Origin of the sequence: Halopenitus persicus (genome assembly GCF_900107205.1) — an archaeon.
Classification (GTDB): domain Archaea; phylum Halobacteriota; class Halobacteria; order Halobacteriales; family Haloferacaceae; genus Halopenitus; species Halopenitus persicus.
Map to the genome: position 1 here is coordinate 365493 of NZ_FNPC01000002.1, position 25968 is coordinate 391460.

26 protein-coding genes are annotated in these 25968 nt (G+C 70.8%); 13 read left to right on the top strand and 13 right to left on the bottom strand.

Annotation, left to right across the window (positions count from 1 at the left end):
* Positions 1 to 72 precede the first annotated feature (72 nt).
* From BLV25_RS04850 to BLV25_RS04880, 7 genes are all read left to right on the top strand, one after another.
* Positions 73 to 693, top strand: a complete 621-nt coding sequence (locus tag BLV25_RS04850) for an HAD family hydrolase (RefSeq protein ID WP_021072524.1) — start codon at positions 73 to 75, stop codon at positions 691 to 693.
* Positions 690 to 1670, top strand: coding sequence for an adenosylcobinamide-phosphate synthase CbiB (cbiB, locus tag BLV25_RS04855; protein ID WP_092731145.1), 981 nt, complete (start codon positions 690 to 692; stop codon positions 1668 to 1670). Before BLV25_RS04850 ends, cbiB begins: the two co-directional genes overlap by 4 nt.
* Positions 1667 to 2569: an adenosylcobinamide-GDP ribazoletransferase gene (gene cobS / locus BLV25_RS04860; protein WP_092731246.1), complete on the top strand. Its 903-nt coding sequence runs from the start codon at positions 1667 to 1669 to the stop codon at positions 2567 to 2569. The genes cbiB and cobS overlap by 4 nt, the downstream gene beginning before the upstream one ends.
* Positions 2554 to 3399 carry an NTP transferase domain-containing protein gene (locus tag BLV25_RS04865; RefSeq protein ID WP_092731147.1) on the top strand — a complete coding sequence of 282 codons (846 nt, stop codon included), beginning with the start codon at positions 2554 to 2556 and terminating at the stop codon, positions 3397 to 3399. Before cobS ends, BLV25_RS04865 begins: the two co-directional genes overlap by 16 nt.
* Positions 3400 to 3485: 86 nt before the next feature.
* Positions 3486 to 4589 (top strand): aminotransferase class I/II-fold pyridoxal phosphate-dependent enzyme, encoded by a 1104-nt coding sequence (locus BLV25_RS04870; RefSeq protein ID WP_092731149.1) that lies wholly within the window; start codon positions 3486 to 3488, stop codon positions 4587 to 4589.
* Positions 4582 to 5463 (top strand): adenosylcobinamide amidohydrolase, encoded by an 882-nt coding sequence (locus tag BLV25_RS04875; protein ID WP_039400080.1) that lies wholly within the window; start codon positions 4582 to 4584, stop codon positions 5461 to 5463. The genes BLV25_RS04870 and BLV25_RS04875 overlap by 8 nt, the downstream gene beginning before the upstream one ends.
* Positions 5464 to 5488: 25 nt before the next feature.
* Positions 5489 to 5995, top strand: coding sequence for a hypothetical protein (locus BLV25_RS04880; RefSeq protein ID WP_092731151.1), 507 nt, complete (start codon positions 5489 to 5491; stop codon positions 5993 to 5995).
* Positions 5996 to 6010: 15 nt separating this feature from the next.
* Here BLV25_RS04880 and BLV25_RS04885 read toward each other — a convergent pair whose 3' ends face one another.
* The 3 genes from BLV25_RS04885 to BLV25_RS04895 all read right to left on the bottom strand — a co-directional run bounded on the left by BLV25_RS04885 (position 6011) and on the right by BLV25_RS04895 (position 9404).
* Complete coding sequence (locus BLV25_RS04885) at positions 6011 to 6874, bottom strand: MBL fold metallo-hydrolase (protein ID WP_092731153.1); 864 nt, start codon at positions 6872 to 6874, stop codon at positions 6011 to 6013.
* 3 nt (positions 6875 to 6877) lie between these two features.
* On the bottom strand, positions 6878 to 8707 hold the full coding sequence (locus BLV25_RS04890) for a radical SAM protein (RefSeq protein ID WP_092731155.1): 1830 nt from the start codon (positions 8705 to 8707) through the stop codon (positions 6878 to 6880).
* Between the two features lie 85 nt (positions 8708 to 8792).
* Entirely contained in the window at positions 8793 to 9404 is a 612-nt protein-coding gene (locus tag BLV25_RS04895; RefSeq protein WP_092731157.1) for a mechanosensitive ion channel family protein, read from the bottom strand.
* 309 nt (positions 9405 to 9713) lie between these two features.
* On the opposite strand from BLV25_RS04895, the gene BLV25_RS04900 reads away from it, so the two are divergent.
* Positions 9714 to 11219, top strand: coding sequence for a hemolysin family protein (locus BLV25_RS04900; RefSeq protein WP_081758100.1), 1506 nt, complete (start codon positions 9714 to 9716; stop codon positions 11217 to 11219).
* Positions 11220 to 11225: 6 nt separating this feature from the next.
* Here the strand turns inward: BLV25_RS04900 and BLV25_RS04905 are convergent, their stop codons facing one another.
* The 3 genes from BLV25_RS04905 to BLV25_RS04910 all read right to left on the bottom strand — a co-directional run bounded on the left by BLV25_RS04905 (position 11226) and on the right by BLV25_RS04910 (position 12759).
* Positions 11226 to 11666 carry an Hsp20/alpha crystallin family protein gene (locus BLV25_RS04905; protein WP_021072536.1) on the bottom strand — a complete coding sequence of 147 codons (441 nt, stop codon included), beginning with the start codon at positions 11664 to 11666 and terminating at the stop codon, positions 11226 to 11228.
* Between the two features lies 1 nt (position 11667).
* Positions 11668 to 11823, bottom strand: coding sequence for a DUF7559 family protein (locus tag BLV25_RS17275; protein WP_021072537.1), 156 nt, complete (start codon positions 11821 to 11823; stop codon positions 11668 to 11670).
* Between the two features lie 144 nt (positions 11824 to 11967).
* Positions 11968 to 12759, bottom strand: a complete 792-nt coding sequence (locus tag BLV25_RS04910; protein ID WP_092731159.1) for a DUF7388 family protein — start codon at positions 12757 to 12759, stop codon at positions 11968 to 11970.
* Positions 12760 to 13208: 449 nt separating this feature from the next.
* Between BLV25_RS04910 and BLV25_RS04915 the strand changes: the two genes are divergently transcribed.
* The gene (locus BLV25_RS04915) at positions 13209 to 14240 is read left to right on the top strand and encodes a glutathione S-transferase family protein (RefSeq protein WP_021072539.1); all 1032 of its coding nucleotides are present in this window, start codon (positions 13209 to 13211) and stop codon (positions 14238 to 14240) included.
* A gap of 65 nt (positions 14241 to 14305) precedes the next feature.
* Here the strand turns inward: BLV25_RS04915 and BLV25_RS04920 are convergent, their stop codons facing one another.
* Both BLV25_RS04920 and BLV25_RS04925 read right to left on the bottom strand, forming a co-directional pair.
* Complete coding sequence (locus tag BLV25_RS04920; protein ID WP_021072540.1) at positions 14306 to 15127, bottom strand: 4-phosphopantoate--beta-alanine ligase; 822 nt, start codon at positions 15125 to 15127, stop codon at positions 14306 to 14308.
* Positions 15128 to 15196: 69 nt separating this feature from the next.
* Positions 15197 to 15664 (bottom strand): MGMT family protein, encoded by a 468-nt coding sequence (locus BLV25_RS04925; protein WP_039400092.1) that lies wholly within the window; start codon positions 15662 to 15664, stop codon positions 15197 to 15199.
* Between the two features lie 298 nt (positions 15665 to 15962).
* Between BLV25_RS04925 and trpC the strand changes: the two genes are divergently transcribed.
* The 4 genes from trpC to BLV25_RS04945 all read left to right on the top strand — a co-directional run bounded on the left by trpC (position 15963) and on the right by BLV25_RS04945 (position 20451).
* The gene (gene trpC, locus BLV25_RS04930; RefSeq protein ID WP_092731161.1) at positions 15963 to 16784 is read left to right on the top strand and encodes an indole-3-glycerol phosphate synthase; all 822 of its coding nucleotides are present in this window, start codon (positions 15963 to 15965) and stop codon (positions 16782 to 16784) included.
* A gap of 19 nt (positions 16785 to 16803) precedes the next feature.
* Positions 16804 to 18210 carry a tryptophan synthase subunit beta gene (gene trpB, locus BLV25_RS04935; RefSeq protein ID WP_092731164.1) on the top strand — a complete coding sequence of 469 codons (1407 nt, stop codon included), beginning with the start codon at positions 16804 to 16806 and terminating at the stop codon, positions 18208 to 18210.
* Positions 18211 to 19146, top strand: coding sequence for a tryptophan synthase subunit alpha (trpA, locus tag BLV25_RS04940; RefSeq protein ID WP_021072544.1), 936 nt, complete (start codon positions 18211 to 18213; stop codon positions 19144 to 19146). It abuts the gene before it with no gap.
* Between the two features lie 120 nt (positions 19147 to 19266).
* A complete protein-coding gene (locus BLV25_RS04945) occupies positions 19267 to 20451 on the top strand; it encodes a 3-dehydroquinate synthase II (protein WP_021072545.1) in 1185 nt (394 codons plus the stop codon).
* Positions 20452 to 20548: 97 nt separating this feature from the next.
* Here the strand turns inward: BLV25_RS04945 and BLV25_RS04950 are convergent, their stop codons facing one another.
* From BLV25_RS04950 to BLV25_RS04970, 5 genes are all read right to left on the bottom strand, one after another.
* Entirely contained in the window at positions 20549 to 21715 is a 1167-nt protein-coding gene (locus BLV25_RS04950; protein WP_092731166.1) for an arginase family protein, read from the bottom strand.
* A gap of 123 nt (positions 21716 to 21838) precedes the next feature.
* Positions 21839 to 23128: an ArgE/DapE family deacylase gene (locus BLV25_RS04955; protein WP_021072547.1), complete on the bottom strand. Its 1290-nt coding sequence runs from the start codon at positions 23126 to 23128 to the stop codon at positions 21839 to 21841.
* A gap of 188 nt (positions 23129 to 23316) precedes the next feature.
* Positions 23317 to 24315: a branched-chain amino acid ABC transporter permease gene (locus BLV25_RS04960; protein ID WP_021072548.1), complete on the bottom strand. Its 999-nt coding sequence runs from the start codon at positions 24313 to 24315 to the stop codon at positions 23317 to 23319.
* Positions 24312 to 25184, bottom strand: coding sequence for a branched-chain amino acid ABC transporter permease (locus tag BLV25_RS04965; protein WP_021072549.1), 873 nt, complete (start codon positions 25182 to 25184; stop codon positions 24312 to 24314). Before BLV25_RS04965 ends, BLV25_RS04960 begins: the two co-directional genes overlap by 4 nt.
* A gap of 66 nt (positions 25185 to 25250) precedes the next feature.
* The gene (locus BLV25_RS04970; protein WP_092731168.1) at positions 25251 to 25967 is read right to left on the bottom strand and encodes an ABC transporter ATP-binding protein; all 717 of its coding nucleotides are present in this window, start codon (positions 25965 to 25967) and stop codon (positions 25251 to 25253) included.
* Position 25968 lies beyond the last annotated feature (1 nt).

The window sequence follows — 25968 nt, forward strand, 5'->3', positions numbered from 1 at the left end:
CGTTGCTTCGTCGATGCCGTTGATCGCCCCGACCGACAGGTTCAATCCGGTCCTCGGCGTACGGCCGCCAACGTGGCCCTCACCTTCGACCTCTTCGGCACGCTCGTCGACATCGACTACCCGATCGACCCGGCCGAGGCCGTCGCCCGCGAGCTCGAGTCGCGCGACGTCACGGTGCCGGACGATTGGCACGTCGCCTACGGCGAAGTCCACGTCGACGCACCCGAGGGGGCCGAGATCCCGCTGCCCGCCCACGTGGCGCACGCGCTGGCCTCCCGCGACGTCGAGGTGTCCGACAACGTCGCCCGCCACGCGGTCGTCGCGGCCTTCGATCCGGACGTGACCCTCCGCGCGGGCGCCCGCGAGGCGGTTCGGGCCGCCGGCGACCGTGGCCCCGTCGGCATTCTCTCGAACTGCTCGGTTCCGGAGCTCGTTCCGCGAACCCTCATCCGGAGCGACCTCCGCGGGGAGTTCGACGCCGTCACGACCAGCATCGGCTGCGGCTGGCGAAAGCCCGACCGCCGCGCCTTCGAGGCCGCGGCGGAGGCGCTCGACGCCTCCCTCGAGGACCTCACGCACGTCGGCGACGAGCCGGCCGTGGACGGCGGGATCGAGGCCCTGGGCGGCCGGTTCATCGACGTCACCGAAACGCCCCTCACCGACCTCCCGACCCGGCTGGAGGCCAGGCGGTGACGGGGGCGGCCGCCCTCGCCGTGGTGGCGGCGGCCGCTCTCGACTCGACGTTCGCCGAACCGCCCGAACGCATCCATCCGGTCGCCCTGCTCGGATCCCTCGTCGACCGGCTCGACCGAGCGATCCCGGATTCCCGACCGGTCGGCGTCGTGATCGCCGCCGTCGTTCCCCTCGGATTCGCCGCTTCCGCGGCGGGCCTCGTCGCGCTCGCCGGGCGTGCAGGCCCCCGACTGGCCGCCGCCGTTGCGGGGCTCGTTCTGTATACGTGCATCAGTCGACGGCTGCTCGTCGAGACCGCGGAACGCGTCCGTTCGCTAGCTGACTCCGACCTCCCGGCAGCCCGTGATGCGCTCCGCGCGCTCGCCGGACGCGACGCCGACGCGCTCTCGGCCGGCCAGGTCCGGTCCGCAGCGGTCGAGAGCGCGGCCGAGAACCTCGCCGACGGACTGATCGCTCCCCTCGCAGCCTTCACGCTCGGCGCTGCGGTCGTGCTCGGTCCCGCCGCGCCGCGTGCGCCGGCGTTTCCCCTCGTCGTCGCGACCGGCGCCGCGGCGTGGATCAAGGGCGTCAACACCCTCGACTCGATGCTCGGCTACCGAACCCGCCGGGTCGGGTGGGCGCCGGCGCGCCTCGACGACCTCGCTATGTGGGTGCCCGCCCGCCTCTCGGCGCTGCTGATCGCGATCGCCGCCGGCCGACCGGCCGCGATGCTCGGCGCCCGCCGGTGGGCTCGCGTCCCCGACTCGCCCAACTCCGGCTGGCCGATGGCGACGCTCGCCGCGGTCCTCGACGTCCGGCTCGAGAAACCGGGAACCTACACGCTCCAGGCCGCGGCCGACCTTCCGTCCACGACTGCGGCACGCCGCGGCGTCCGCGTCGTGAACCGTGCGGCCTGGCTCGGGATCGCCCTGTCCGTCGGCTGCTGTCTGGTCGTCGAGACGATCGCTGCGGGGACGGGGGTGTGGACCGTCGGATGACCGACTCGAGCGGATCGACTGACCCCAGCGGATCGACTGACTCCAGCGGATCGACTGACCCGAGCGGACCGACTGACTCCAGCGGATCGACTGACCCATCCCCGGCGGCCGCGACCGGACCGATCCGCCGACGGATCGGCGCGCTCCGCGGCGCGGTGACGTTTCTGACCCGGATCCCGGTGCCCGGCGGCTGCCCGAGCGACTGGCACGACTTCCGGGCCGCTCCGTGGACGATTCCGGTCGTTGGCTGGGTCATCGGCCTCCCGCTCGCCGCGCTCGTCCTCGTCGCCGGCCGCGCGTCGGCTCCCTGGCCGACTGCGGTTGCCGGCTACCTCTGTCTCCTGTACGTCCTCTCGGGCGTCACTCACGCCGACGGACTGGCGGACCTCGGCGATGCGGTCGCCGCTCACGATCCGGACCGACGACGGGCAGTGTTGGCTGACGCCGACCTGGGCGTCGGGGGCGTCCTCGCTCTGGGGGTGACGCTTCTCGCCGTGACGCTCGGCGTCGCCGCGCTCGCGCTGCCGACGACGGATCCCGTCGTCGCCGCCCGGATCGTCCTCGCCGCCGAGGTCGGCGCGAAGCTCGCGATGGCGCTTGCGGCCTGCTTCGGCACGGCGGCCCACGAGGGGCTTGGGTCGAGCCTGGCGGACCCGGCGACGCCCGCCGGCGCGCTCCCGGCCGTCGTGGTCGCGCTTCCGGTCCTGTTCGGCGTTCCGGCTGGCGCCCTGCCCGCCGTCCTCGCCGCGCTGTGTGCCGCCCCCGTCGTCGCGCTCGTGGTCGGCATCCGGACGCGGACGTGGCTCGGCGGCGTCAGCGGCGACGTCTTCGGAGCGATCAACGAAGTCGGCCGCGCGGTGGCGCTTCACGCGGGGGTGATCGTATGGGCGATCGCGTAGTCGAGCGTTCGGTCGATCGCGTGGCCGAGCGTTCGGTCGATCGCGTGGCCGAGCGTTCGGTCGATCGCGTGGCCGAGCGTTCGGTCGATCGCGTGGCCGAGCGTTCGGTCGATCGCGTCGCCGCTCACCCGGGCGATCGCGTCCCCGAACCCCTCCCCGCGATCCTCCTGTGCGGCGGCCGCGGAACCAGACTCGCGGGCGATGGAGAATCCGAGTCGGCCGACACGCCTCCAGGCGGCCCGATCGACGCGAGCGCGGAGAAGCCCCTGGTTCGGGTCGACGACGAGCCGATGGTCGATCGAGTGATCCGGGCGCTTCGGCAGTCGGACGCGGTGGGGACGATTCACGCGGTCGCGTCGCCGCACACCCCGGGGACGCTCGCGCACCTTCGGTCGGTTGCCGATCGGCTCGCGACGGGGACGGATCGGACGGCCCTGATCCCCCGGAAGGGGTCCGGCGAGGGCTACGTCGCCGACCTGCAGGCGGCCCTCGCGGACGTCGGCCGGCCGGCGATCACCGTCGTGGCAGATCTCCCGTTGCTCCGGGCGGAGCACGTCTCAGCGGCGGTCGATCACGCGCGTCGGAACGCCGAGAACGGATCGCTCACCGTCTGCGTGCCGGTCGCGACGAAACGCGATCTCGGCGTCAGCGTCGACACGACGATGACGGTTGCTGACGCGCGGGTTGCGCCGACCGGGTTGAACGTCGTCGGGCGCGCGGCTGCGGACGAGGCCGCCGAGGACGAGGCCGTCCGGATCGTCGACGACCCCGCCCTCGCGGTCAACGTCAACCGTCCCGGCGATCTCCGGGTTGCCCGGCGGCGGTCGTGAGGCCCTGATCGACCCACTGCCCATCGTCCGCCGCCCGCCGTCGCCGCGAACGGAACCTTTGTGTCCGCGGCGTCGGTTCCGGGCGTATGGACCGCGAGGCCCTCGCCCGGACCGATCGCGTCCCCCACGGCGGGGTGAGCGACCGGTCGGTCGTCGACTTCAGCGCGAACACGAACCCGGAGTCCCCCGCCGGGGTCACCCCGGTGTACGACGCCGCCCGCGCCGCCGCACGCCGGTATCCGTCCGACGACTACGCGGAGTTCCGGACGGCGGCCGGCGAGTATCTCGACTGTGATCCGCAACGGGTGATCCCGACCGCCGGCGCGCTCGCCGGGATCCGACTCGTCTGTGCGCTCGCCGTCGATCCCGGCGACCGCGTCCTCCTTCCGGAGCCCTCCTTCGGCGAGTACGCCCGCGAGGTTCGGCTACAGGGCGGGACGCCGGAGTTCGTCCCGCACGACGCCGTTCTCGATGCCGATCCGGCCGGCTACGCGCTCGCGATCGTCTGCACCCCGAACAACCCGACCGGCGAGCTGCTCCCCCGCTGCGACCGCGAAGCGTTCGCCGCGCGCTGTCGCGCCGCCGACACCCCGCTGCTCGTTGACGAGGCGTTCCTCGATTTCACCGACGCGTCGAGTCTCGCCCCCCAGCCGGGCGTCGTCGTCGCCCGATCGCTGACGAAAGTTTTCGGGCTCCCGGGGCTGCGCGCGGGCTTTCTCGTCGCGACCGGCGAGTGGCGGGACGCCTTGGAGACCGCGCGGCCGGCGTGGGGGCTCTCGACGCCCGCCGCGGCGGTCGGCGCGCACTGTCTCGGGCAAGCGGCGTTCCTCGAGCGAACGCGCGAGCGCGTCGCGAGCGAGCGCGATCGGATGGCCGACCGGCTCGCGTCGCGGTTCACGGTTCGTCCGTCCGACGCGCCCTTCCTCCTCGTCGACGTCTCGGCTGCTGACGTCTCGACCGCCGACGTCTCGACCGTCAACGGGGCGGACGTCGATGCCGAGGACCGCGTCGATACCGAGGACCGCGCCGATGCCGACGTGGATGGCGTGGACGCGCTGCTCGCGAACGCTCGGGCGGCCGGCTACGCGCTCCGTGACGCCCGCACGTTCCGCACGCTCGAGAGCCACGTCCGGATCGCCGTTCGGCGCCCGGCGGAGAACGACGGCGTCCTCGAGGCGCTCGATGTCTGACCGGCGCCCCGATCCGCCCCGGCCGGCTGTGGGGTCGCGTTCCGATCCGGTCTTCGAGGCGACCGTCTCCGACGGCGTCTGTCGACTTCTGCGGCCGGGGACGCGGTTCCTCTCGACCGGCTTCGAGGGCGGCCGTCGCGTCGCCGACGCCGCGTACAACGTCACCGTGCCAGAGGGGTTCGACGCTCGCGACCTGCGCGCGTACGTCGCGGGCCGGCTCGACCGCGCGGGCTTCGACGGGTCGGTCGGTCCCGACGCCGCCCCGGCCCTCCTCACCGGCGTCGACCAGACCCACGCCCGGATCGCACGGCGTGGCCCGGTTGCGGTCCTCGCGACCGCCGGACTCTCCAACCCGGCCGCCTTGCCGGTTGAGCGTGTCGGTGGAGACACGATCGATCCGCACCCGGACGAGTCGGACGGCTTCGCGAGGACGACTGCCGGCGACCAGCACCACGCCGGCACGGTCAACCTCGTTGCCGGCACGACGCGGTCGCTCGCGGACGGCGCGCTCGCGAACCTGCTCACGGTCGTTGCCGAGGCGAAGGCGGCGACGCTGCTCGCGCTGACCGGGTTCCCGGGGACGACCTCCGACGCGGTCGTCGTCGCCGACGATCCCGACGGGGAGCTCGCGACCTTCTCCGGGAGCGCCACGCCGGTCGGGCGAGCGACGCGCGTCTGCGTGCGCGACGCGATCGCGGCCTCGCTTCGATCACGGTATGGCGACGAGTCGGGTGAGCTGACGGGGTCGGAAGCGTCGACGGGGACCGAAGACGGGATTCCGACCGCCGTCGCGGACGCCGAGCACGGGGTCGTGACGGACGGTCGCGCGACGGTGACGTCGATCCCCGAGGCCGACGGTGACCGACCTTTATAAGGAACGACGCGTACGTCGATCCGGAATGTCACGTCAGTTCCTCGCTGCCGCGCCCCTCCAGGCCTGCAAGCTCGCCGCCGTCCTCGTGACGGTTCTCGCGACGGTCGTGGCGCTGACCGGTTTCAGTCCCGTCGGACCGCTTCGCGTGTTCCTGCTCGTCGCCTTCCTTGGACCGCTCCTCGGCCTCGTGGTGCTCGCCGAGACGCTCGTCGTCGGCTACCGGGCCCTGCTGACCGACGAGGCGCCGCTGGGCCGGTTCGGCGACCGGCCGATCTACCGCGTCGCTCGGGTGCTCGAGATCGTCCTGGTCGTGACCGCCGGCGCGGCATTCGTCGTCCTGATCGCGACCCTGCCGGAGAACCTGCCCGGACCGGGCGCGATCGGCGTCCTCTTCGTCGGCGTCGCGCTGGGCCTGCTGGTCCTCGCGGCCGTTCTCGCCAGAACCGTCCTCGAGTACGTCCTCCATCGTCGCCACTCCGACCCCGAGCCGGGTCAGCAGTCCGCGACCCGGTCCGTCGACGCCGGGGAGTGACGTCGATCGATGCCGTCAGTCCCCGTCGATCCGGTCCCGCCACTCCTCGTCGATCCGACCCTCTGCGAGGAGTTTCCCGAGGTGGGCGCGAACGGTCGCGCGGGCGAGGTCGGCCACGCCCGTGAGGTCCTTCTCGTAGGCCGCCTCGACCACGGCGTCCACGTCGCTCGCGCCCGCCTCGACCGCCTCGAGGACCGCAGCCTCCCGGTCGAGTCGGTGGTCGATCAGTCGGTCGAGGGTCGCCGTGACCGACTCCGGACCCTCGATCGCGGGACCGTGTCCGGGGTGTAGGGCGGTCGGCGTCCGGTCGCGGAGTCGGCGGAGGCTTTCGAGGTACGCGGTCAGTCCCCCGCCGCCCGGACCGACCACGACGCTACCCTCGGCGACGGCGAGGTCGCCACAGAGGATCGCCTCGCCCGCCTCTCCGGTCCCATCGGCATCCCCGATCTCGCCGTGACGTCGATCCGGGACCGCGAACGCGACGTGGTCGACCGCGTGGCCGGGCGTTTCAAGCGCGATCGGCCCGTCCTCGCCGATCGCGTCGCCGTCCGCGAACGTCGCGTCGGGCGTCACGCCGGCCGCGTCGGCGACCCGGTCGGCGAACGCCTCGGGCGCCCAGACCGTCGCGTCCGCGATGGCGGCGTAGTCGGCGACCGCGCCCACGTGGTCGGCGTGCGTGTGCGTGACCGCGATGTGGTCGATCCGGCCGGATTCGGCGAGCCGGTCGAGCTCCGGATTCCGGGCCGCCGGGTCGACGAGGCAGTCGCCCACGACGTACGCGTTGGTCGCGCCGCTGGGCGCGCGCGTCGGCACCTCGAGGGACACTCGCCGGAGCGGAGCCGCGGCGACGTCCGCGTCGGTCGCGCCATCTCGAGCCATTCGTCAGTCGCTCCTGCCGGCGGCCGGGATCCCGGACTCGCCGACGCCGGGGATCGTGGCCGGCTCGGACTCGGTCGCGACGCAGTACGCCGAGAGGTCGATCGTGTCCACGGGAACCTCCTCGAGCGTCGCGTAGGGACGCCCCACGACCACGTCGCCGGCGGTGGACTTCGCGATCCCAGGGATCGTCGTCAGCTCGTCCATCGAGGCGTCGTTCACGTCGAGCGGATAGGGGACGCCGGTGACCGACCGGTAGCCGTGGTCGACGACCGCGACGTCGAGCGTCCGGCCGAGCTCGCGCTCGCCGGGGATCCCGACGAGCAGCGCGTAGGTCCCGATCTGGCGACCGAAGGTCAACCCGTCCTGGTGATACTCCAGGTGGACGTCCGGCAGGACCGTCCCGCGGGGGACGACGCGCTCGAGCATCGGGTTGTCGATCGTCTCCCGGACCTCCCGTTTGTACTGCTTGAACTGCCGTTTGTGGTCCTCGGCGATCTCGGCGCCGGTTTCGGACATCTCCGTGCCGGCGAACGCCATCACCTGCCGGATGTTGATGCGACGCAGCAGCAGGCCCTCGTCGTAGACGCGCTGGAGGAACCGCCGGTTGTGGTCGAAGGTCTCCTCGCGCTCCCCCTTGAGCCCGTGCACGAGGTTGATCCCGGGCAGCAGCTTCGGGAGCCGCGGCGAGGCGTTCGGTCCGGTCGACGGGCCGCGGACGCGGTCGTCGCTCCCGGGCGTCGTCCCGGGATCGTCGCCCGGCCGCCAGCCGCCCTCCTCGTTGACGACCCGGACTGCCTCGAGACACTCCTCGGCGGAGACGAGCAGGTCGTTCCGCTCGCGGACGACCGGGTCGGCGGACTCGAGGCCGAACGCGGCGGTGTCGCCGGGCGTGTTGTGCTCGGCGATGATCCGGATCGCCTCCCGGGAGCGCTCCGGATAGTCGACGATCGTCACCGGGTTCATGTTGTCGAGGTGCAGCGTCTGCAGGTCCGGCGCGGCCTCGCGGATGCCGCCGTAGAGCCGGCGGAGCGCGTCCGGGTTCGGCGCCTCCCCGTCGCCGCCGAACGCGAGGATGTCCGCCTGCCGGCCCAGCCGGAAGTGGTCGACGCCCCGGTCCGCAAGCGCCGCGACCTCGCCGACGACCCCCTCGGCCTCGCGGAACGACGGGTTGCCGTACAGGGGCTCGGTGCAGAAGGAACACCGGTACGCACAGCCGCGAGCGGTCTCCAGCTCGCAGATGAGGTAATCGGGGTGGTTCGGATGCTGTTCGACCACGAACGCCCCGCGACGGGCCCAGCGGTCGCCCTCCTGCGTCTCGCGCATCCGATTCCCGAACCCCTCGAGGCCGTTTGCCACGAGGTCGTGGGCGGCCGCCTCGACGTCGCCCTTCGCGACGAAGTCGTAATCGAGGTCGTCGCGCTCGGTCTCCTGGGCGCCGGCGTTCTCCTCGCCGACGCCGAACCGGACCGGACCGCCGAGCAGGGTGACCCCGTCGGCGGTCCAGCCGAGCTCGCGGACCTCGTCCGGCTCCGCGGGCGTGCCGCCAACGTACTTGCCGGGGACGGTCATTCCGCCGACGTAGATGAACAGGTCCGCGTTCGCGACGTCGGCCCGCTTGCGTCGGTCATCACGGAGCTCGTCGATCGTGTGATAGGTGATCGACGATTCCGGCACGCCGGCGTCGACGAGCGCGCCGGCCGTGTAGCGGGGATACGTGGAGAGGTACGGCGGCACGCCGAAGTGCGCCGGCTCGTCCACGTACCCGTCGACGATCGTGACGGCGAGGTCGGCGGGGTCGGCCGGGCCCCCGCCGCGCGTGGACGGATCGGTCATAGGCCGTGGTACTCGCCCGAGACGGTAAAACGGCGCGGATGCGTGACCTGCGGCGTTCCGATGGTCCCCGGACGCCCGTGGGACGCTACTCGGTGCTCGACGACGTCGAGTCCGCCGCTCCGTCGGTGCTCGACGTCGGCGTCCGCGAGCGATTCGTCCACTTCTTCTCGACGTCACGGTTCGCGAGGACGACGAGCTCCCCGTCGTCGTCGCGGATCCGGGTCTTTCGGAGGCCGATCTCGGTGACCGTTCCCGACACCGAGGCCGTCTCGACGCGGTCGCCCGGGGTGAAGTCCGGGTCCTTCAGCAGGTAGACGCCGGAAACCGTGTCCGCGATCATCTCCTTTAGGGCGAAGGCGACGCCGAGTCCGATGAACCCGCCGGCCGTCCCGAGGCTGGCCGCCACCTCTCCCAGCCCGACGATCGTCAACAGCGCGAGCGCGGCCCCGAACCAGAGGAACAGCCCGACGACCGCCACCGAGAGGTCCACGATGAGCCGCTCCTCGTCCGGATAGATCCGGTCAAGCACGGTTCGAGTGACCGTCAGGACGACCCTGATGACGAGGTACGCGAACAGCAGGAAGACGGCTCCCGAGACGATCCGCGGGATCGCGGCGATCAGTCCGTCGACGAACTCGGTGAGGATCCGTCCGCTGATCGACCCGCCGGCCTGGATGGGAGCGTCAAGCGGTGACATACCGCTTCGTTTTCGTCGGGGCCCGAAAGTCGTTCGGGAGGGTCTCGGGCGTTGCGGACATCGCCCGGGTCGCCGGCGGGATCGGGCTCTCGGACAGTAGCGTTTAGTGATGACCCGGAGTAAGTGTGGTATGATCCACGGATCCCTGCCGCCGTCACCGGCGTCACTGGCGTCACTGGCGTCACTGCCGTCACTGGCGTCACCGGCGTCACCGGCGTCATCAGTGCCATCGACGCCACCGGCGTCGCTGATCGTTCCGCGAATCCTTCGGAACCGTCGCCCGGACCGGTCCATTTCAGCGGGGGAGCGATGGTAGACGTCGCGCTCTCGCTGGGGCGCGTCCTTCTCGCGCTGGTGCTCGTCGCCCTGAACGGCTTCTTCGTCGCCGCGGAGTTCGCGTACGTTCGCGTCCGTTCGACCGCGGTCGACTCGATGGTCGAGCAGGGAAAAACCGGCGCCACGCTGCTGCAGGACGCGATGGAGAGCCTCGACGACTACCTCGCGGTCACCCAGCTCGGGATCACGATCGCCTCGCTCGGACTGGGGTGGATCGGGGAACCCGCGATCGCGTCGCTCATCGAACCGATCCTCGGCGGGTTCCTGCCGACCGAGCTCGTCCACCTGGTCGCGTTCGCGGTCGGGTTCGGCGTGATCACGTTCCTGCACGTGGTCTTCGGCGAGCTGGCGCCGAAGACGATCGCGATCGCGCAGGCCGAGCGGGTCGCGCTGCTGGTGGCCGCGCCGATGCAGTTCTTCTATTACGCGTTCCTCCCCGGCATCGTCGTCTTCAACGGGACGGCCAACGCCTTCACGCGCCTGCTCGGCGTGCCGCCGGCCTCCGAGACCGACGAGACGCTCACCGAGCGTGAGCTTCGGATGGCGCTGTCCCACGCCGGCGACGAGGGGCACGTCGCCGCCGAGGAGGTGGAGATGATCGACCGCGTCTTCGAGCTCGACGACGTCACCGTTCGGGAGGTGATGGTCCCGCGGCCGGACGTCCGAACCGTGACCGACGACCTCACCATCCCGGCCCTCCGGTCGGTGGTCGTCGACGCCGGGCACACGCGATACCCGGTCGTGGACGCCGACGACCCGGACCAGGTCGTCGGCCTCGTGGACGCCAAGGACGTTCTGCGCGCGACCGAGACCACCGGGACGTCCGACGCGGAGCCGACCGCGGGCGACATTTCCCGCGAGATCCACGCCGTGCCCGAGACCACCGACGTCGCAACGCTCCTCTCCGACCTACAGGGCCGGAACGCACAGATGGCCGCCGTGATCGACGAGTGGGGCGTCCTGGCGGGGATCGTCACGATCGAGGACATCGTGGAGGTCGTCGTCGGCGACATCCGCGACGAGTTCGACGTCGCCGGCGGCGAGCCCGAACCCGGGCTCACGCGCCGCGAGGACGGCTCGATCGTGGTCGACGGCGGGGTTACGATCGCCGCGGTCAACGCGGAGCTGGGGACCCGCCTCGACCACGACGCGGTCGAAACGATCGGCGGGATCGTGCTGTCGCAGCTCGACCGGCAACCCGCGGTCGGCGACCGCGTCACGCTCGCCGGCTACGACTTCGAGGTCACCGACGTCGAGGGAATGCGCGTCTCGACGGTCGTCGTCCGGCCCGAGGGCGATGATTCAGGGTCGGAGCCGGACGAGAAAACGGACGCGGACCCGGACGACGACTCGAATGAGAATTCGGAGGCGGAGTCGGACGGCGGCTCGGATGCGGAGTCGGACGGCGCGACGCGGCCGGACGAGCCGGACGAGGAGTCCTCAGCTGACTCGACGGCCGATTCGGAACGCGGGACCTGAGTCGTCCTACTCCGCGTCGTCCGTCTCCGCCGCCGACTCCTCCTCGCTCACGCTGACCGACCCCTCGGCGGCGTCCTTCGGGATCGTGACCTCAAGCGTTCCCGATCGGGTGAGGGTCGCGTCCGCGCCGGTCGGGGTCACCTCGGCGTCGGCCGGCAGCGTGGCCGACCCCGAAAGCTCCCGGCCGCGCCCGGGGAAGATCCACTCGAACCCGTCGCGGTCCTCGCGGTCGCGCTCCAGCCGCACCTCGACGGTCCGGTCGACGAACCGAACGTCGACGTCGGCGCCGCGAACCCCGGGCGCGTCGAAGACGACGATGTAGGCGTCCGGACCCTCCAGCAGGTCGTGATCGAGGGGCCGTCGCTCCTGGATCGACCCCCAGCCACGGCCGACCCGTTCGAGCGCGCTCCGGAGGGCCGTGCGGCCGACGCCGAGCACCCCCGCCATCTCACACCTCGATGAGCGAGAGGTCCCGGCCGCCGCAGTAGGGACAGCGGAGGTCATCCACGGTGTGGTCCTCGGGGACGTCGTAGGTGTAGTGGTTCTCGAACATGTCGAGCTCGCAGTTCGGGTCGTCGCAGGTGATCTCCTTGGTCGCTGGCATACCCGTCGGTTGGGTCGCCGCCGGCTTAAGAACGGTGGAGCCGGCGGCGCCTCGATCGCCTCCCGAACGGAATCCGTCCCGCGGGGAGTTCCTTTCCCGGGACGTCACGCCGCGAGGAGGGCGTTCACCCCGTCAGGAAGTCGTTCACCTCGCCAGGAAGTCGTCGATCCCGCGGGCGGGATAGCCGACGACGCGCGTGGCGCCGGCGTCCTTCAGCTCCTGCACGCGTTCCCGGACCGTCCCGACGTCGCCGACGATCGCGAAGTCCCGTACGGCCGCCGAGAGAACCTCCCGAGCACGGTCCGTCGCGTCGGCCCCGATGGTTGCGCCGTCGGGCAGCGCGCGGGCGACGGGGCGCCGCCGCGCGACGTACTCGCCGACCGCATCGAGGATCGCGTCCTCGTCGTCGGACAAGACGGTCGGCGCGTAGACGACGATCTCGCCGTCGAACCCCGCGGCGCGGAGGCCACGCAGGTCGCGGTCGGTCGTCCGCGAGAGCAGCTCGTACTGCGCCCCGCCGGTCGCGAGGGCCACGCGCTCGATCCCCTCGGTTCCGACCCAGGCGTCCGGCGCCTCCTCGACGGCCGCCCCGATCCGCGGGGAGACGGCCTTCTCAGCCTCGGTTTCCTCGAGGTACGCGCCGTGACCGGCCACGAGCACCCGGTTGATCCCCGCCGGCAGCTTCGCGAGCAGCGAGTCGTCGCCGAGGGGATCGAACCCGTCGGCCCGGACCGGCGTGGTGAGGTAGACCTCCCGGTCGGCCGCGAGCTCCCGCAGCGTCTCGGTCGACGGGAGGTGTTCACGGCCCTCGTAGTCGATGGCGATCGTCTCGAGGGGCAGCTCGGCCCCTCGGGCGACGTCGACTTCCGCGGGCTTCAACGCGGCGGCGTCGAGTCCGGTTCGTGTGACGGGATGTGTCGTGGCTTCGTTCAACATATGCGCTCCTGGTCGTTTCGGCGACGGTGGTCGTCTCGGCTGCGTCGTTCGTCTCGGTTGTTTCGACCGTTTCGGCTGCGTCGTTCGTCTCGATCGGTCGCGAGGCTGGACGTGGGTGTCACGATACGGCGTGCCTCGTCAATGAACGAACGGCGCTCGGTCTCGGAAAAACGGGCGTCTCCATCACGATCGCGGAACGCGATCCATCGCCTGTGCGGCCATATACGTCACCGTACCGTGGTCGGACTGATAAACGCATCGACGATCGCTGACGATCGGCGCCGGTCGCCGACGCTCGGTCGACGTTCGATGCGGGAGCGACGGAGACGGTGGCGTCGTTGAACGATCGTCTCGTGGTCCCATCACTCACCCGATGACCGGCGTCTCACCCGGTGACGCGTCCGTCACCTCCACGAACCGTTATCAGCGTCGCGACCCTATGAGCGCGTATGAATCAACTCGTGAACGGCGAGTGGCGAACCGACGCCTACGAGACGACCGACGAGTCGGGCGCCTTCGAGCGCCAGACGACCACGTTCCGGAACTGGATGGTCGGGTCGGAGATCCCCGCCCACGTCGACGCCGAGCCCGACGAGCGCTTCGACCCGGAGCCGGGGCGGTATCACCTCTACGTCTCCTACGCGTGTCCGTGGGCCCATCGGACCCTCCTCGCGCGGTCGATCCTCGGGCTCGAGGACGTCATCGACGTCTCGGTCGTCGACCCCTGGCGCGGCGAGGACGGCTGGCAGTTCACGCCCGAGAAGGACGGCTGTACCCCCGACCGGGTCCACGACAGCGACTACCTCCGGGAGCTGTACGTCCGCGCGGACCCCGACGCGACCTGCCGGGTGACCGTCCCGGTCCTCTACGACACCGTCGAGGACACCATCGTCAACAACGAGTCGCGCGAGATACTCCGGATGCTGGACACGGCCTTCGCCGACCTCGGGAACGGCCGCCGGCTGCTCCCCGAGGACGAGGCGGGGATCGAGCGCGTCGACGAGATCATCACCGCGATCTACGAGCCGATCAACAACGGCGTCTACCGCGCCGGCTTCGCCACCTCGCAGTCGGCCTACGACGAGGCCATCGACGAGCTCTTCGACGCGCTCGACCACTGGAACGAGGTCCTGGCCGACCGGCGGTTCCTCGCCGGCGACGAGCTCACCGAGGCCGACCTCTGCATGTTCACCACCCTGATCCGGTTCGACCACGTCTACCACACCCACTTCATGTGTAACGTCCGGGCGATCCACGAGTACGAGCACCTCTGGCCGTACCTGCGCGACCTCTACCAGCTGCCCGGCGTGGCCGAGACCGTCGACCTGGACCACATCAAGGAACACTACTACACGACCCACCCCGACGTCACCCCCTCGCGGATCATCGCCCGCGGTCCGGACCTCGACTTCGAGGCTCCCCACGACCGCGAGCGACTCGCCGACGACCCGACGCCGGTCGCTCCCGTCGAGGCCGAGTAGGCCGGATCGAATCGCGACCGGACGACGCGCACCGTGCCGGGAACCCGCCCGATAGGTGGTGCTCGCTACTGATCGTCGTCGGTTTCGGAGTCGTCCGCCTCGTCCGTCTCCGCTTTCTCCCCGTCCGCCTCACCCTCCGCCGCGAACGACCCCTGCCGGATCGCCGCCTCGGCGGCCGCGAGCGCCTCCTCGCGGTCGAAGGAGTCGATGACGTACGCCAGCTCCTCCGGCGGCGCGTCGGCCATCCTGCGGGCGTGATGCGTGATGTTGGGCACCGCCCGGAGGACGTTGTCGATGATCGGCACCGTCGCGGCCCGCGCCGAGCGGGATCCGGGATTCAAGTCGATCACGATCTCCGTTTTCCCCGTCTCCCCGAGCGCCTCGGCGCGGTCCCCGTCCTCCAGGGGGACGAGCACGACGTCGGCGTCGCCGATCCCGTCGGCGTCGACTTTCGCGCGCTCGTGGGACAGCCCCGGGATCCGCCCGTCGGCGGTTAACCCCTTGATCCCCTCGGCCCCGTGTTCGCGGAGGTGGGCGGCGATCCGCTCCATCCGCTCGGTCGTGCGGTTGAACAGGTTGACCTCGATGTCGGCCCCGGTCGCCGCCGCCAGCTCGACGATCGCCTCGGGGACGAGGGCCGCGACGTTCCCGTTGACCGAGAGCACGGGGTGGTCGGCGGCAAGCAGGTAGGCGGCCGCGGCGCGTTCGGCGTCGCCGGCCGACGGGATCGTCTCCTCGCCGAGCAGGTAGTCGAAGGCCTCGCCGCGTCCCTGCGCGATCAGGCCCTGCCTCGACGTGATCCCCTTCTCGACGCCCGCCTCGATCCGGTGTCGCGTCAGCAGCGACTCGTAGCGCGGATGATCCTCGGGGATCTCGGCGTCGGTCATACCCCGGCTTCGGGGTTCGTCGTTTAAAAGTATTCCATCGATCGTGACCGTCGACGTTCGAGCGATCGGTCAACGAAGCCCTTCCACGTCCCGGAACGTCCGGCGGACGGACCCGGGCGTCGCGTACGGGCCGCCCTCGACGCGGTGATCGGGGATCACCAACGGCGCCGGATTCTCGTTCAGCGCTTCCCGCACGAACTCGAGGTCTTCCGGGTCGTTGTCGTCCCGCCCGGCCAGCCGCGTGATCCGGCTGAGCGAGGCCGACTCGCCGTACGGCAGGTTCCGGGTCGCCTCCAGGACCTCGCGGCGGTCGGTCGGCAGGGTGAGCCCCAGCTCCACGTCCGCAAAGGACTCCTCTTCCCCCGCGAGGTACGCGTCGATCCGGTCGAGCAGCTCGTGATCCTCCGCGGCGTCCGCGGGGACGTCGGCCGGGAACGAGACGGAGATGACGTGGCCGCTCGCGAACCCCACCTCGACGGCCCGGTCGAGAGCCGGGTACGAGCGCGCGTAGACGCCCGTCGTCCCGTCGAGGCTCACCATCGCGACCGCCTCCGGGCCGATCGCGGGCGACGTTGGTCGCTCCGTCCGGACCTCCTCCGCGGTTCCTCGCTTCGATCGAGATCCTCACGCCGGTCGGGCGCGTTCATGGCCGTTCGTACGGCGTCGATTTATAAGGGGCTTCGCTTTCATTTATATAGGATCGGTTCCGACGGATGCACCCGACGGCTGGATCCGCCGGATGACCCCGTCAGCGATGGAACCGCCGGCGCCGACCGTTCCGCAGGTCGCCGGGTGCGCAAGCCTTATGAACAGATACGTACATTAGTGATCAGTAATGGACGATGGGATGAACGATCTCGCGCCGGCGGTCCGGTCGATCCTGGAGGCGTCCGCGTCGCGATCGGGCGGCGACGAGCGCGTCGACGTCGACCCCCGTGACCTCGAGGCCGCGTTCACCGCGGCGGAGGCAGACGGACGAACGCCGGTGATCGCGGAGGTCAAACCGACCAGCCCGACCACCGACGGAACGCGCGATGACGACCCGGTCGATCTCGCGACGGAGATGGTCGCGGGCGGAGCGGCCGCGCTCTCGGTGCTGACCGAGCCCGAGCACTTCGGCGGGTCGACCGACACGCTCGAGCGCGTTCGCGAGGCCGTCGACGTGCCCGTGCTCCGGAAGGACTTCCTTCTGCGGGAGACCCAGCTTGACGCCGTCGAGAGCGACGTCGTCCTGCTGATCGCCCGGTTCCTCGGCGACGACCTCGAGCCGATGCTCGCGGCCGCCCGCGACCGCGGCTTCCAGGTGCTCGTCGAGGTCCACGACCGCGCGGAACTGGACCGAGCGCTCGCCGCCGGGGCACGCTTCGTCGGCGTCAACAACCGCGATCTGGCGAAGCTCGAGGTCGACCTCGGGACCGTCGAGGACGTCGCGCCCCACGCTCCCGAGGACGTCACCCTGATCGCGGAAAGCGGCGTCACGACCGCCGCCGACGTGCGCCGGATGCGCGCGGCCGGCGCGGACGCGCTGCTGATCGGGAGCGCCATAATGGACGGGGACGTTCGCTCGAACGTCCGACGATTCGCGACCGTCGACGCCGACATCGACGACGCGGCTGTCGACCACGCGGACGCCACCGAACGCCAACCCTCACGATGATCGAACCCACAGCTACCCCATGAGCGAGACGACACCGAACGCCGACCGAGACGAGACGCAGCGATCGACCGCCGTGGACCCGGCCGATCCGGCCGACCCGACTCCGGTCCCCGGCGAGACTGACGGGAAGTTCGGCCGCTACGGCGGCCAGTACGTTCCCGAGGCGCTGATGCCCGCGATCGAGGAGCTGACCGACGCCTACCAGCGGTACGTCCTCGAGAACGAGGACGGCTTTATGGACGAGTTCCGGCGCCGCCTCCGGGAGTTCGGCGGGCGCCCGACGCCGCTGCAGCACGCCGAGCGTCTCTCCGAACGGTACGACCGGGACGTCTACCTGAAGCGGGAGGACCTGCTCCACGGCGGCGCACACAAGCTCAACAACGCGCTCGGGCAGGTCCTGCTGGCGAAGTACATGGGTAAATCGCGGGTCATCGCGGAGACCGGCGCCGGCCAGCACGGCACCGCCACGGCGATGGCGGCCGCCCACCTCGACATGCCCTGTGAGGTGTACATGGGGGAACGCGACATCAACCGCCAGCGGCCCAACGTCTTCCGGATGACGCTCAACGGGACGACGGTGACCCCGGTGACGGCCGGCCGCGGCACGCTCAAGGAGGCGATCTCCGAGACGATGCGCGACTGGGCCGGGTCCGTCGAGGACACCCACTACGTCATCGGCAGCGTCGTCGGGCCGCACCCCTTCCCGGCGATGGTCCGCGACTTCCAGTCGGTCGTCTCCGAGGAGGCGCGCCGACAGGCGCTCGAGACGATCGACGAGCTGCCGACCGACGTGGTCGCGTGCGCCGGCGGCGGCTCGAACACGATGGGCTCGTTCGCCGCCTTCCTCGAGGACGAGAGCGTCTCGTTACACGCCGTCGAGGCGGGCGGCTCGGACCTCTCGATCGACGAGGCCGCGGGCGTGGCGCCCAACTCGGCGTCGCTGTACGCCGGCGAGGAGGGCGTCCTCCACGGCGCGCGGACGAAGCTGCTTCAGGACGCGCACGGCCAGATCGTCGAGAGCCACTCGGTCTCCTCCGGGCTCGATTACGCCGGCGTCGGCCCCGAGCTCGCACACCTCGCCGACGAAGGTCGCATCCATCCGGCCGCCGTGGACGACGACCAAGCGCTGGAGGCGTTCCACCTCCTCTCGCGCACCGAGGGGATCATCCCGGCGCTGGAGTCCGCCCACGCGATCGCGTATCTCGAAACCGTTGCGGGTCCCGAGAACGAGGGCGAGGCTGACGCCGAGAGCGAGGTCGGGAGCGGGAGCGAGACCGCCGGTCAGGAGGCGGACGCGCTCGGCGACGCGGTGGTCGTCACCGTTTCCGGGCGCGGCGACAAGGACCTCGAATCAGTGATCGAGGAGACCGCCGCCCGCGACATCGACGGCGCGCCGGACATGTCCGCGTTCACGGGGGGGATCTAGATGGTCGACGACGCCGCGAGCGACGACGCGGGTGTCGATCCCGAGCCGGCAGCCGGAGGCGTCGAACCGGCCGAGGATGACGGACCGACGACCGGCAACAGCGAGGCGATCGCGCGGGCGTTCGCGGATGGCCCGGCGTACATCCCGTATCTCGCGGTCGGCGACCCGGACTACGAGTCCTCCCTCGAGTACGTCGAGGCGCTCGAGCGCGGCGGGGCGGACCTCATCGAGCTCGGCCTTCCCTTCTCGGAACCGATCGCGGAGGGGCCGACCATCCAGGGCGCCGTCGTCCGCGCGCTCGAGGGCGGTATGACTCCGGATCGATTCTTCGAGTTCGTCGAGGAGCTCGACGTCGACGTCCCGCTCGTCTGTATGACCTACTACAACCTCATTTATCAGTGGGGCGAGGCCTCGGGGCCGCGTCCCTTCGTCGAACGCGCCGCCGAAGCGGGGCTGGAGGGGTTCGTCGTGCCCGACCTTCCCGCAGAGGAGGCCGATCCCCTGCGGGACGCCTGCGACGAGTTCGGCCTCGATCTGGTGTTCATCGTCGCCCCGACGACCGAGGGCGACCGGCTCGACCGGATCATGAGCCGAGTCTCCGGGTACGTCTACGTTCAAGCCCGGCTGGGGACGACCGGCGCGCAGGACGACGTCTCCGACCGGACGGCGGCCAGCCTCGACCGGCTGCGGGAGTACGACGTCCCGAAGGCGGTCGGGTTCGGGATCTCCGCGGGCGAGCACGCCGAGCGGATCGTGGCGGCCGGCGCGGACGGGATCATCGTCGGGTCGGCGCTCGTCGACATCGTCGCCGAGGGCGCCGAGGCGGACCGCTCGGCCGAGACGGTCGCCGACCGTCTCGAGGCGCTCTCGCGGGAACTCGTCGAAGGCGCCGACCGCGGCTACCGGGCCCGGTCGCCGACCGCGGACTCGCGCTGACCGGTCTCGTGGGCGCCGCGAGCGCGCTGACCGCAGCTGCGACCGGTCGTCGCGCTGACCGCGCCCGCAACCGGCTGCGCTTTCGCAGTTTTCAAGCACCGAGAGCACGACCCTTCGGCAATGACACGCACCGTCTGGGTCAAGGCCGACGACGAGGTCGGCGACTGGGAGCAGCGAAAGCGCCGGATCACCGCCGGGATCGAGGCCGGCGTGGACTGGGTGCTCGTCGACGAGAGCGACGTCCCGCGGGTGCGGGAGCTCGGCGACGTGAACGTGGCGGCGTTCCGCGCCGATGCCGACGTCGTCGACGAGGCCGAACCCGAGGACGCGGCGGGGGAGCGCGCCGACGCCTACATCGTCGGCAAGGACGGCGAGGGTGACGGAACCATTTCGATGCCCGAGGACCTCTCGGGGTCCGCCGACCTGTCGACGCTCCGCCGCCGCGACGACCGGGCGCAGGGCGTGTACACTCGGATCCTCGACGAGCGATACGAGGCGTTCGCCGAGGCGGCGGCCGCGGACGCCGAGTACACGATCGTGGTCGGCGAGGACTGGACGATCATCCCGCTGGAGAACCTGATCGCCCGCGTCGGCGAGGAGACCCACCTCGTCGCGGGCGTGACGTCGGCCGCCGAGGCGCAGACCGCCTTCGAGACGCTGGAGTCCGGCTCCGACGGCGTGCTCGTCGACGCCGACTCGCCGGACGCCATCCGCGGCGCCGTCGAGGCCCGCGACGCGGCCGAGCGGGAACGGCTCGAGCTCTCGTACGCGACCGTCACCGAGGTCGAACAGGCCGGGATGGCGGACCGCGTCTGCATCGACACCGGGAGCCTGATGGACCACGACGAGGGGATGCTCGTCGGTTCGATGTCCCGCGGGCTCTTCTTCGTCCACGCCGAGACCGCCGAGAGTCCCTACGTCGCCTCGCGGCCGTTCCGGGTCAACGCGGGCGCGGTCCACGCCTACGTCCGGACGCCGGACGGCGGGACGAAGTACCTCGCCGGGCTGAAGTCGGGCGACGAGGTCCAGGTCGTCGACACCGAGGGACGCACGCGGGAGGCGATCGTCGGCCGCGTGAAGATCGAGAAGCGCCCGATGTTCCGCGTGGAGGCGGAGGTCGAGACCGACGACGGCGTCGACCGCGTCGAGACCCTGCTGCAGAACGCCGAGACGATCAAGGTCGCCACGAGCGAGGGCCGGACCGCGGTCACCGACCTCGAGGCTGGCGACGAGATCGCGCTCTACTACGAGGACGTCGCGCGGCACTTCGGCGAGTCGGTCGAGGAGAGCATCATCGAGAAATAGCGCACGCCGCCGGACGGCGTGTGGGGTAGTGTTCAGTCCGGTTCCGTCCAGTTCCATCCGGTTCAGTTCAGTCCGGTTCAGCTCGCTCCGGTTCGGCTCACTCGACCGGCCAGTACTCCCGGTGGCGGGCGACCGCCTCGTCGATCCACTCGTCGACCAGGTCGGTCGGCTCGTCGAGGAAGGTGAAGGGATCGTCGGTTCCGTACCCTTCCAGTTCGACCGTCCGGTCGAGAACGCCCTCGAAGACGCCGAGCGTGGCGAACGAGAGGTGCGACGGCTGGTAGCCGCCCTCCTGGATCAGCGCCAGCGCGCCGTCGGCCGTCCCGTCGGCGAGCCGGCGGGCGCGGGCGCCCATCTCGCGGAACCCCGACCGAGTCGCGATGTTCCGCCCGTTCATGTCCGCCGGCCCGGCGTCCTGCCCGGCGCTGACGAGCAGCAGGTCCGGGTCGAACTCGGCGACGACCGGTTCGACGATCCGGTCGAAGACGGCCTCGTAGCCGCGGTTCCCGGTGCCCGGCGGGAGCGGGACGTTGACGGTGTATCCCTCGCCGTCGCCGGTGCCGACCTCGTCGATCGACCCCTCCTGAGGATGGTACTCGGGATGCCAGGAGCCGTGGTCGTTGTGCGCGCTCACGAACAGCACGTCCTCGCGGTCGACGAACGCCTCCTGGGTGCCGTTGCCGTGGTGGACGTCCCAGTCGACGATCGCGACCCGGTCGGCAGCGACGTCGGCGGGGCCGTCGTCGGCCAGCGCCGCCTCGGCCGCCAGCGCCGCGTTGTTGAGGAAGCAGAACCCGTCGGCGCGGTCGGGCTGGGCGTGGTGGCCGCTCGGGCGGCACAGCGCGTACGGGAGGGGGGATTCGGGCCCGGATTCGGAGCTCGGTGCATCGAGCGCGTGCCCGGCGGCGGCGATGGCGGCGCCGGCCGACACCCGGGCGGCGTCGTAGGTGTGCTCGTTCATCCCGGTCGTCGTGTCCTCGATCCGGCCGCCGCCGTCGGCGCAGAACGCCTCGAGCCAGTCGAGGTAGTCGGGGTCGTGCACGCGCTCGAGCGCGGTCCGGCTCGCCCGCGCCGGCGAGACGGTCTCCGTGACGTCGCCGAAGGCGTGGTCGATCATCGCCCGAACGTTCTCGACGCGCTCCCGGCGGTCCGGGTGGACCTCGGGGGTCGCGACGATGGGCGTGTCGGGGAACTTGAAGGCGCCCCTCGGCGGTTCGTGGTCGAGCATGCGGTCGTCCCAGTAGACGGTGATGTCGGCTGTCATCGGTGGCTATGGTGTCGTGTGTCGCGGGCGATATTCGTTCCGTCGATGCGACGCGGTCGGGTCGGTCACCGTGACGTGGTCGGGTCGGTCACCGTGACGTGGTCGGACCGCCCGCCGTCGGGCTTACTCCTCGACCCCGCAGTACTCGACGGCGATCGCGGCGATCGTCGCCGCGGCCTCGAGCAACGAGGGGACCGTGGTGTGCTCGTCCGCCCCGTGGAGGTTCGCCCCGTCGGGGCCGACCGAGACGGCGTTCACGTCGTAATAGAGCGGGTAGAACCGCTCGTCGAGGCCGGCGTTGCCGCCGACGAACGATCCGGAGCGGCCGGTGACGTCCTCGCCCACGTCCTTCGCGAGCGTCGCGATCTCGCAACTCGGGTCGACCTCGTGGGGTTCGGCCTGCCAGCCGAACCACTCGACCTCGGGCGGGTGCTCGGCGAGCCACTCGTCGTTGGCGGCCGCCTCGGCGACGGCGTCCTCGACCTGTGCGCGGACCTCGGCGCGGGTCTCGCCCGGCGGCCAGCCGATCCGCCCCTGCAGGACCGCCCGCGAGGGGAGCGTCGAGGGCCAGTCGCCGGCCTCGATCGTCCCGATGTTGAGGTTCGTGACGTTCCCCTCGAGGGACGGGTTCGACCGGTAGGCCGGCTCGTAGTCGATCCGTGCCTTCCGTTCGGCGTCGAGCTCCTCGAGGGCGCGGTAGACCGTGGCGGCGTTGCCGATGGCGTTGACGCCCTCGTGGCCCCACGCCGCGTGGACGCTCTTGCCCGGCACGACCACGCGGAAGTACATCACGCCGGCGCTTGCGACCCCGACGTTGGGTACGTCGTAGGGTTCGGCGATGACCGCCGCGTCGGGCACGTATCCCCGCTCGAGGACCGCCAGCGTCCCGCCGACGCCGCCGTCCTCCTCCTCGATGACCGACTGGAAGAGGAGGTCGCCGCCGAGCTCGACCCCGAGCTCGTCGAGCGTCTCCATCGCGATCAGGGTCGCCGCGAGCCCGCCCTTCATGTCCGCGACTCCGCGGCCGTAGAGGGTCTCCCCCTCCTGCGTCAGCGACCACGGCTCGCGGTTCCACTCCGCCTCGGTCACGTCGACGACGTCGATGTGGCCGCCCAGCGTGAGCGTCGGGCCGTCGCCGCCCTCGCGGCGGGCGACGACGTTCGGCCGTCCCTCGTAGCCGTACTCCTCGTAGGAGGAGGTCTCGAAGTACGCCTCGTGGTCCGCCAGCTCGTCGGCCGACGGCTCGAAGACGTCGGGCTCGAGCCCCATCGCCTCGAGCCGGTCGATGATGACCTCCTGGGCCGGTGCCTCGTCGCCGGTGACGGTCGGCGCCTCCACGAGGTCGCCGACCAGGTCGACGAGGTCGGATTCGTTCGATTCGATCGCGTCGGTGAGCGTGTCTCGGGTCGTCATTGCGTGTGTTCGGTGTGGTCCGGATTTCGAGTGATGCCGTCCCGGCATCGCGGTCGGTCGCCGATGCGTCTCGCGTTTCGGGCGGGAGTTCCGTCCCGACCGACCGCTTTCGGTCGGGAGGTCCGGTCCCGGTCGGCCGTTCCCGGCCGGACGCTCCGTCTTCGGCCGGATGCTCCGTCCCCGGGCGATCACTCCCGGTTGAGCAGTTCACGGAGCCGGTCGCGCGGGTCCAGCGAGCTGTCCGCGAGCCCGTCCGGGAAGTAGATCGTCACGAGGATGAGCATCGCGCCCCAGATGACGAGCCGGAGCTCGCCGAGGTCACGGAGCCCCTCGTTGAGCCCGAAGACGATCACGGCCCCGAAGATCCCGCCGCCGATCGTCCGGAGGCCGCCGATGATGCCCATCGCCATGAACTCGATCATCCGATTGACCTCGATCATCGGCGGCGAGATGATCAGGACGGTGTATATCTGCAGTCCGCCGGCGACGCCGGCGATGGCGGATCCGACGACGAAGCCGACGAGCTTGTATCGGGGGACGTTGTTCCCCAGCATCCGTGCCGCGTCGGGGGCTTCCCGGATCGCCCGCGCGACGAGGCCGAACCGGTTGACCAACAGCCCGTACTGGACGACCAATAGGACGACCACGAGCGCGAACACGAAGTAATACAGCGCGAGTCGGCTCCCGCCGAGCAGCGGCGGGAATCCCGTGTATCCGGTCGGTCCGCCGGTGAGACCGCGGAAATGGATCGCCAGCCGGTAGACGATCTCCGCGAACGCGAGCGTCGCCATCCCGACGTAGGCGCCGGAGAGGCGCAACACCGGAAGGGCGATCGGGATCGCGAAGATCCCGGCGACGACGCCGCCGAGCAGCACCGCAAGAACCGGATGCACGCCCGCCTTGCCGGCGAGCAGGGCCGTCGCGTACGCCCCGATCCCGTAGAGGGCTGCGTGTGCGAAGCTGAACATCCCGAAGTAGCCGGCGATGAAGATCCAGCTCGTGACCACGAGGATCGCGATGATGAGCTGCGTCAGCAGGTCGAGGGTGTAGCCGCCGACCAGTTGCGGCGCCAGCAGCGCCAGCAGCGCCAGCACCGCGAAGACGATCCCGTTTCGTGACCGGGCGTCCTCGACGAGCCGGTCGCCGGTCCGGGCGATCCCGGACCGGAGCGTCTCGAGCACGGTCATTCGAGATACCCCCCGATGCCGTCAGGATACGCAACGAGCACGACTATCATGATTGCGAAGAGAATGACCATCGCCATCTGGCTTGACACCCAGATGATGCTGATGCTGCGAACGACCGCCAGTCCCATCGCCGCCAGCAGCGTTCCGCGAACGCTCCCGAGTCCGCCGACCATCACGACGACGAACGAGAGGAGGAACGGGTACCATCCCACCGAGGGATAGACCGCGAACAGCGGGGCCAACAGGACGCCGGCGAGCCCCGCGAGCGCGGCGCTGATCCCGAAGGTGATCGCGTACACCCGGTTCGGTCGGACGCCCATCAACAGGGCCGTGTCGTGGTCCTGTGAGACGGCGCGGATGGCGAGTCCGAGCTCGGTTCGCGAGATGACGACGAAGAGTAGCCCGAGCGCGACGAGCGAGATGACGAAGATCAGCACGCGCTGTGCGCTCAGCGTGATCCCGGCGACGTTCCAGATCACGTCGGTGAACCGCGGGAACGACTGGCGCTGTGTCCCGATCCAGACGATGAAGGCGTTCTCGAGGAAGAACGCGAGCCCGAGCGTGACGACCATCGAGGGGATCCCGAACTCCTCGCGGTCCCGGAGCGGTCGGATGAGCACCACCTCGGTCACGTAGCCGAGCGCGAACACCACGATCCCGGCGGCGATCACCGCCGCGACGAGGCTTCCCGTCGCGCCGAGCGTGAAGAAGCCGACGAAGCCGCCGACCATGAACATCGCCCCGTGGCCGAAGTTCAACACGCGCGCGACGCCCCAGATGAGCGTCAGCCCGACGGCGATCAGCGCGAGCTGGCCGCCGAACAACAGCCCGTTGACGATCTGCTGGGCGAGCAGGGCGACGCTAACCATCCGCCACCTCCCGTCCCGGCGTCGCCCGCCGGAACACGGTGCGGTTCGTGGGTGTCGGTTCCGTCGTCATCCGTGTCGTTCTCCGATGTACATCTCCATTATGTCGTCCTCGTTCCGCAGGGACTCGGTATCGCCCTCGTACTCCAGCCGCCCCTGATCGAGGACGTAGACGTACTCGGCGATCTCGAGCACCCGTCGGACGTTCTGTTCGATGATGAGCATGTCCCGACCGCGCTCCTTCAGGGCCGCTATCTGCTCGAAGACGTCGTCGACCAGGTGGGGAGCAAGCCCCGCGCTCGGCTCGTCCAACAGGAGGATGTCGGGATCGGGCATCATCGCCCGCCCGAACGCGACCATCATCTGCTGTCCGCCGGAGAGGTCCCCGGCGCGCTGGGCGCGCTTCTCCTCGAGGACGGGAAACATGTCGTAGACCTCCTCGTACTGGCGGTCGAGCAGGTCGTCGTCGATCAGGTAGCCGCCCATCCGGAGGTTCTCCTTGACGGTCATGTCCGGAAAGACGCTGCCGCCCTGCGGGAGCATCACGACGCCGCGTTCGAGGACCTCCCGTGGATGGTCGTTCGTCACGTCCTCGCCACGTATCGTGATCGTGCCGTCCCAGACGTCGACCATCCCGAGGATGGACTTCATCATCGTGGACTTGCCCGACCCGTTCGGGCCGATGACGCAGTTCACGCGGTCCTCGGCGATCGTCGCCGAGAGGTCGTGGAGGACCTGGTTCTCGCCGTAGCCCGCGTCGACGCCGTCGAGTTCGATCAGGTTCATC

Coding starts and splice junctions, on each gene's coding strand:
- cobS (WP_092731246.1), top strand. CDS start 1,667: ATGACCGACTCGAGCGGATCGACTGACCCCAGCGGATCGACTGACTCC.
- BLV25_RS04865 (WP_092731147.1), top strand. CDS start 2,554: ATGGGCGATCGCGTAGTCGAGCGTTCGGTCGATCGCGTGGCCGAGCGT.
- BLV25_RS04870 (WP_092731149.1), top strand. CDS start 3,486: ATGGACCGCGAGGCCCTCGCCCGGACCGATCGCGTCCCCCACGGCGGG.
- BLV25_RS04875 (WP_039400080.1), top strand. CDS start 4,582: ATGTCTGACCGGCGCCCCGATCCGCCCCGGCCGGCTGTGGGGTCGCGT.
- BLV25_RS04880 (WP_092731151.1), top strand. CDS start 5,489: ATGTCACGTCAGTTCCTCGCTGCCGCGCCCCTCCAGGCCTGCAAGCTC.
- BLV25_RS04885 (WP_092731153.1), bottom strand. CDS start 6,874: ATGGCTCGAGATGGCGCGACCGACGCGGACGTCGCCGCGGCTCCGCTC.
- BLV25_RS04890 (WP_092731155.1), bottom strand. CDS start 8,707: ATGACCGATCCGTCCACGCGCGGCGGGGGCCCGGCCGACCCCGCCGAC.
- BLV25_RS04895 (WP_092731157.1), bottom strand. CDS start 9,404: ATGTCACCGCTTGACGCTCCCATCCAGGCCGGCGGGTCGATCAGCGGA.
- BLV25_RS04900 (WP_081758100.1), top strand. CDS start 9,714: ATGGTAGACGTCGCGCTCTCGCTGGGGCGCGTCCTTCTCGCGCTGGTG.
- BLV25_RS04905 (WP_021072536.1), bottom strand. CDS start 11,666: ATGGCGGGGGTGCTCGGCGTCGGCCGCACGGCCCTCCGGAGCGCGCTC.
- BLV25_RS17275 (WP_021072537.1), bottom strand. CDS start 11,823: ATGCCAGCGACCAAGGAGATCACCTGCGACGACCCGAACTGCGAGCTC.
- BLV25_RS04910 (WP_092731159.1), bottom strand. CDS start 12,759: ATGTTGAACGAAGCCACGACACATCCCGTCACACGAACCGGACTCGAC.
- BLV25_RS04915 (WP_021072539.1), top strand. CDS start 13,209: ATGAATCAACTCGTGAACGGCGAGTGGCGAACCGACGCCTACGAGACG.
- BLV25_RS04920 (WP_021072540.1), bottom strand. CDS start 15,127: ATGACCGACGCCGAGATCCCCGAGGATCATCCGCGCTACGAGTCGCTG.
- trpC (WP_092731161.1), top strand. CDS start 15,963: ATGGACGATGGGATGAACGATCTCGCGCCGGCGGTCCGGTCGATCCTG.
- trpB (WP_092731164.1), top strand. CDS start 16,804: ATGAGCGAGACGACACCGAACGCCGACCGAGACGAGACGCAGCGATCG.
- trpA (WP_021072544.1), top strand. CDS start 18,211: ATGGTCGACGACGCCGCGAGCGACGACGCGGGTGTCGATCCCGAGCCG.
- BLV25_RS04945 (WP_021072545.1), top strand. CDS start 19,267: ATGACACGCACCGTCTGGGTCAAGGCCGACGACGAGGTCGGCGACTGG.
- BLV25_RS04950 (WP_092731166.1), bottom strand. CDS start 21,715: ATGACAGCCGACATCACCGTCTACTGGGACGACCGCATGCTCGACCAC.
- BLV25_RS04955 (WP_021072547.1), bottom strand. CDS start 23,128: ATGACGACCCGAGACACGCTCACCGACGCGATCGAATCGAACGAATCC.
- BLV25_RS04960 (WP_021072548.1), bottom strand. CDS start 24,315: ATGACCGTGCTCGAGACGCTCCGGTCCGGGATCGCCCGGACCGGCGAC.
- BLV25_RS04965 (WP_021072549.1), bottom strand. CDS start 25,184: ATGGTTAGCGTCGCCCTGCTCGCCCAGCAGATCGTCAACGGGCTGTTG.
- BLV25_RS04970 (WP_092731168.1), bottom strand. CDS start 25,967: ATGAACCTGATCGAACTCGACGGCGTCGACGCGGGCTACGGCGAGAAC.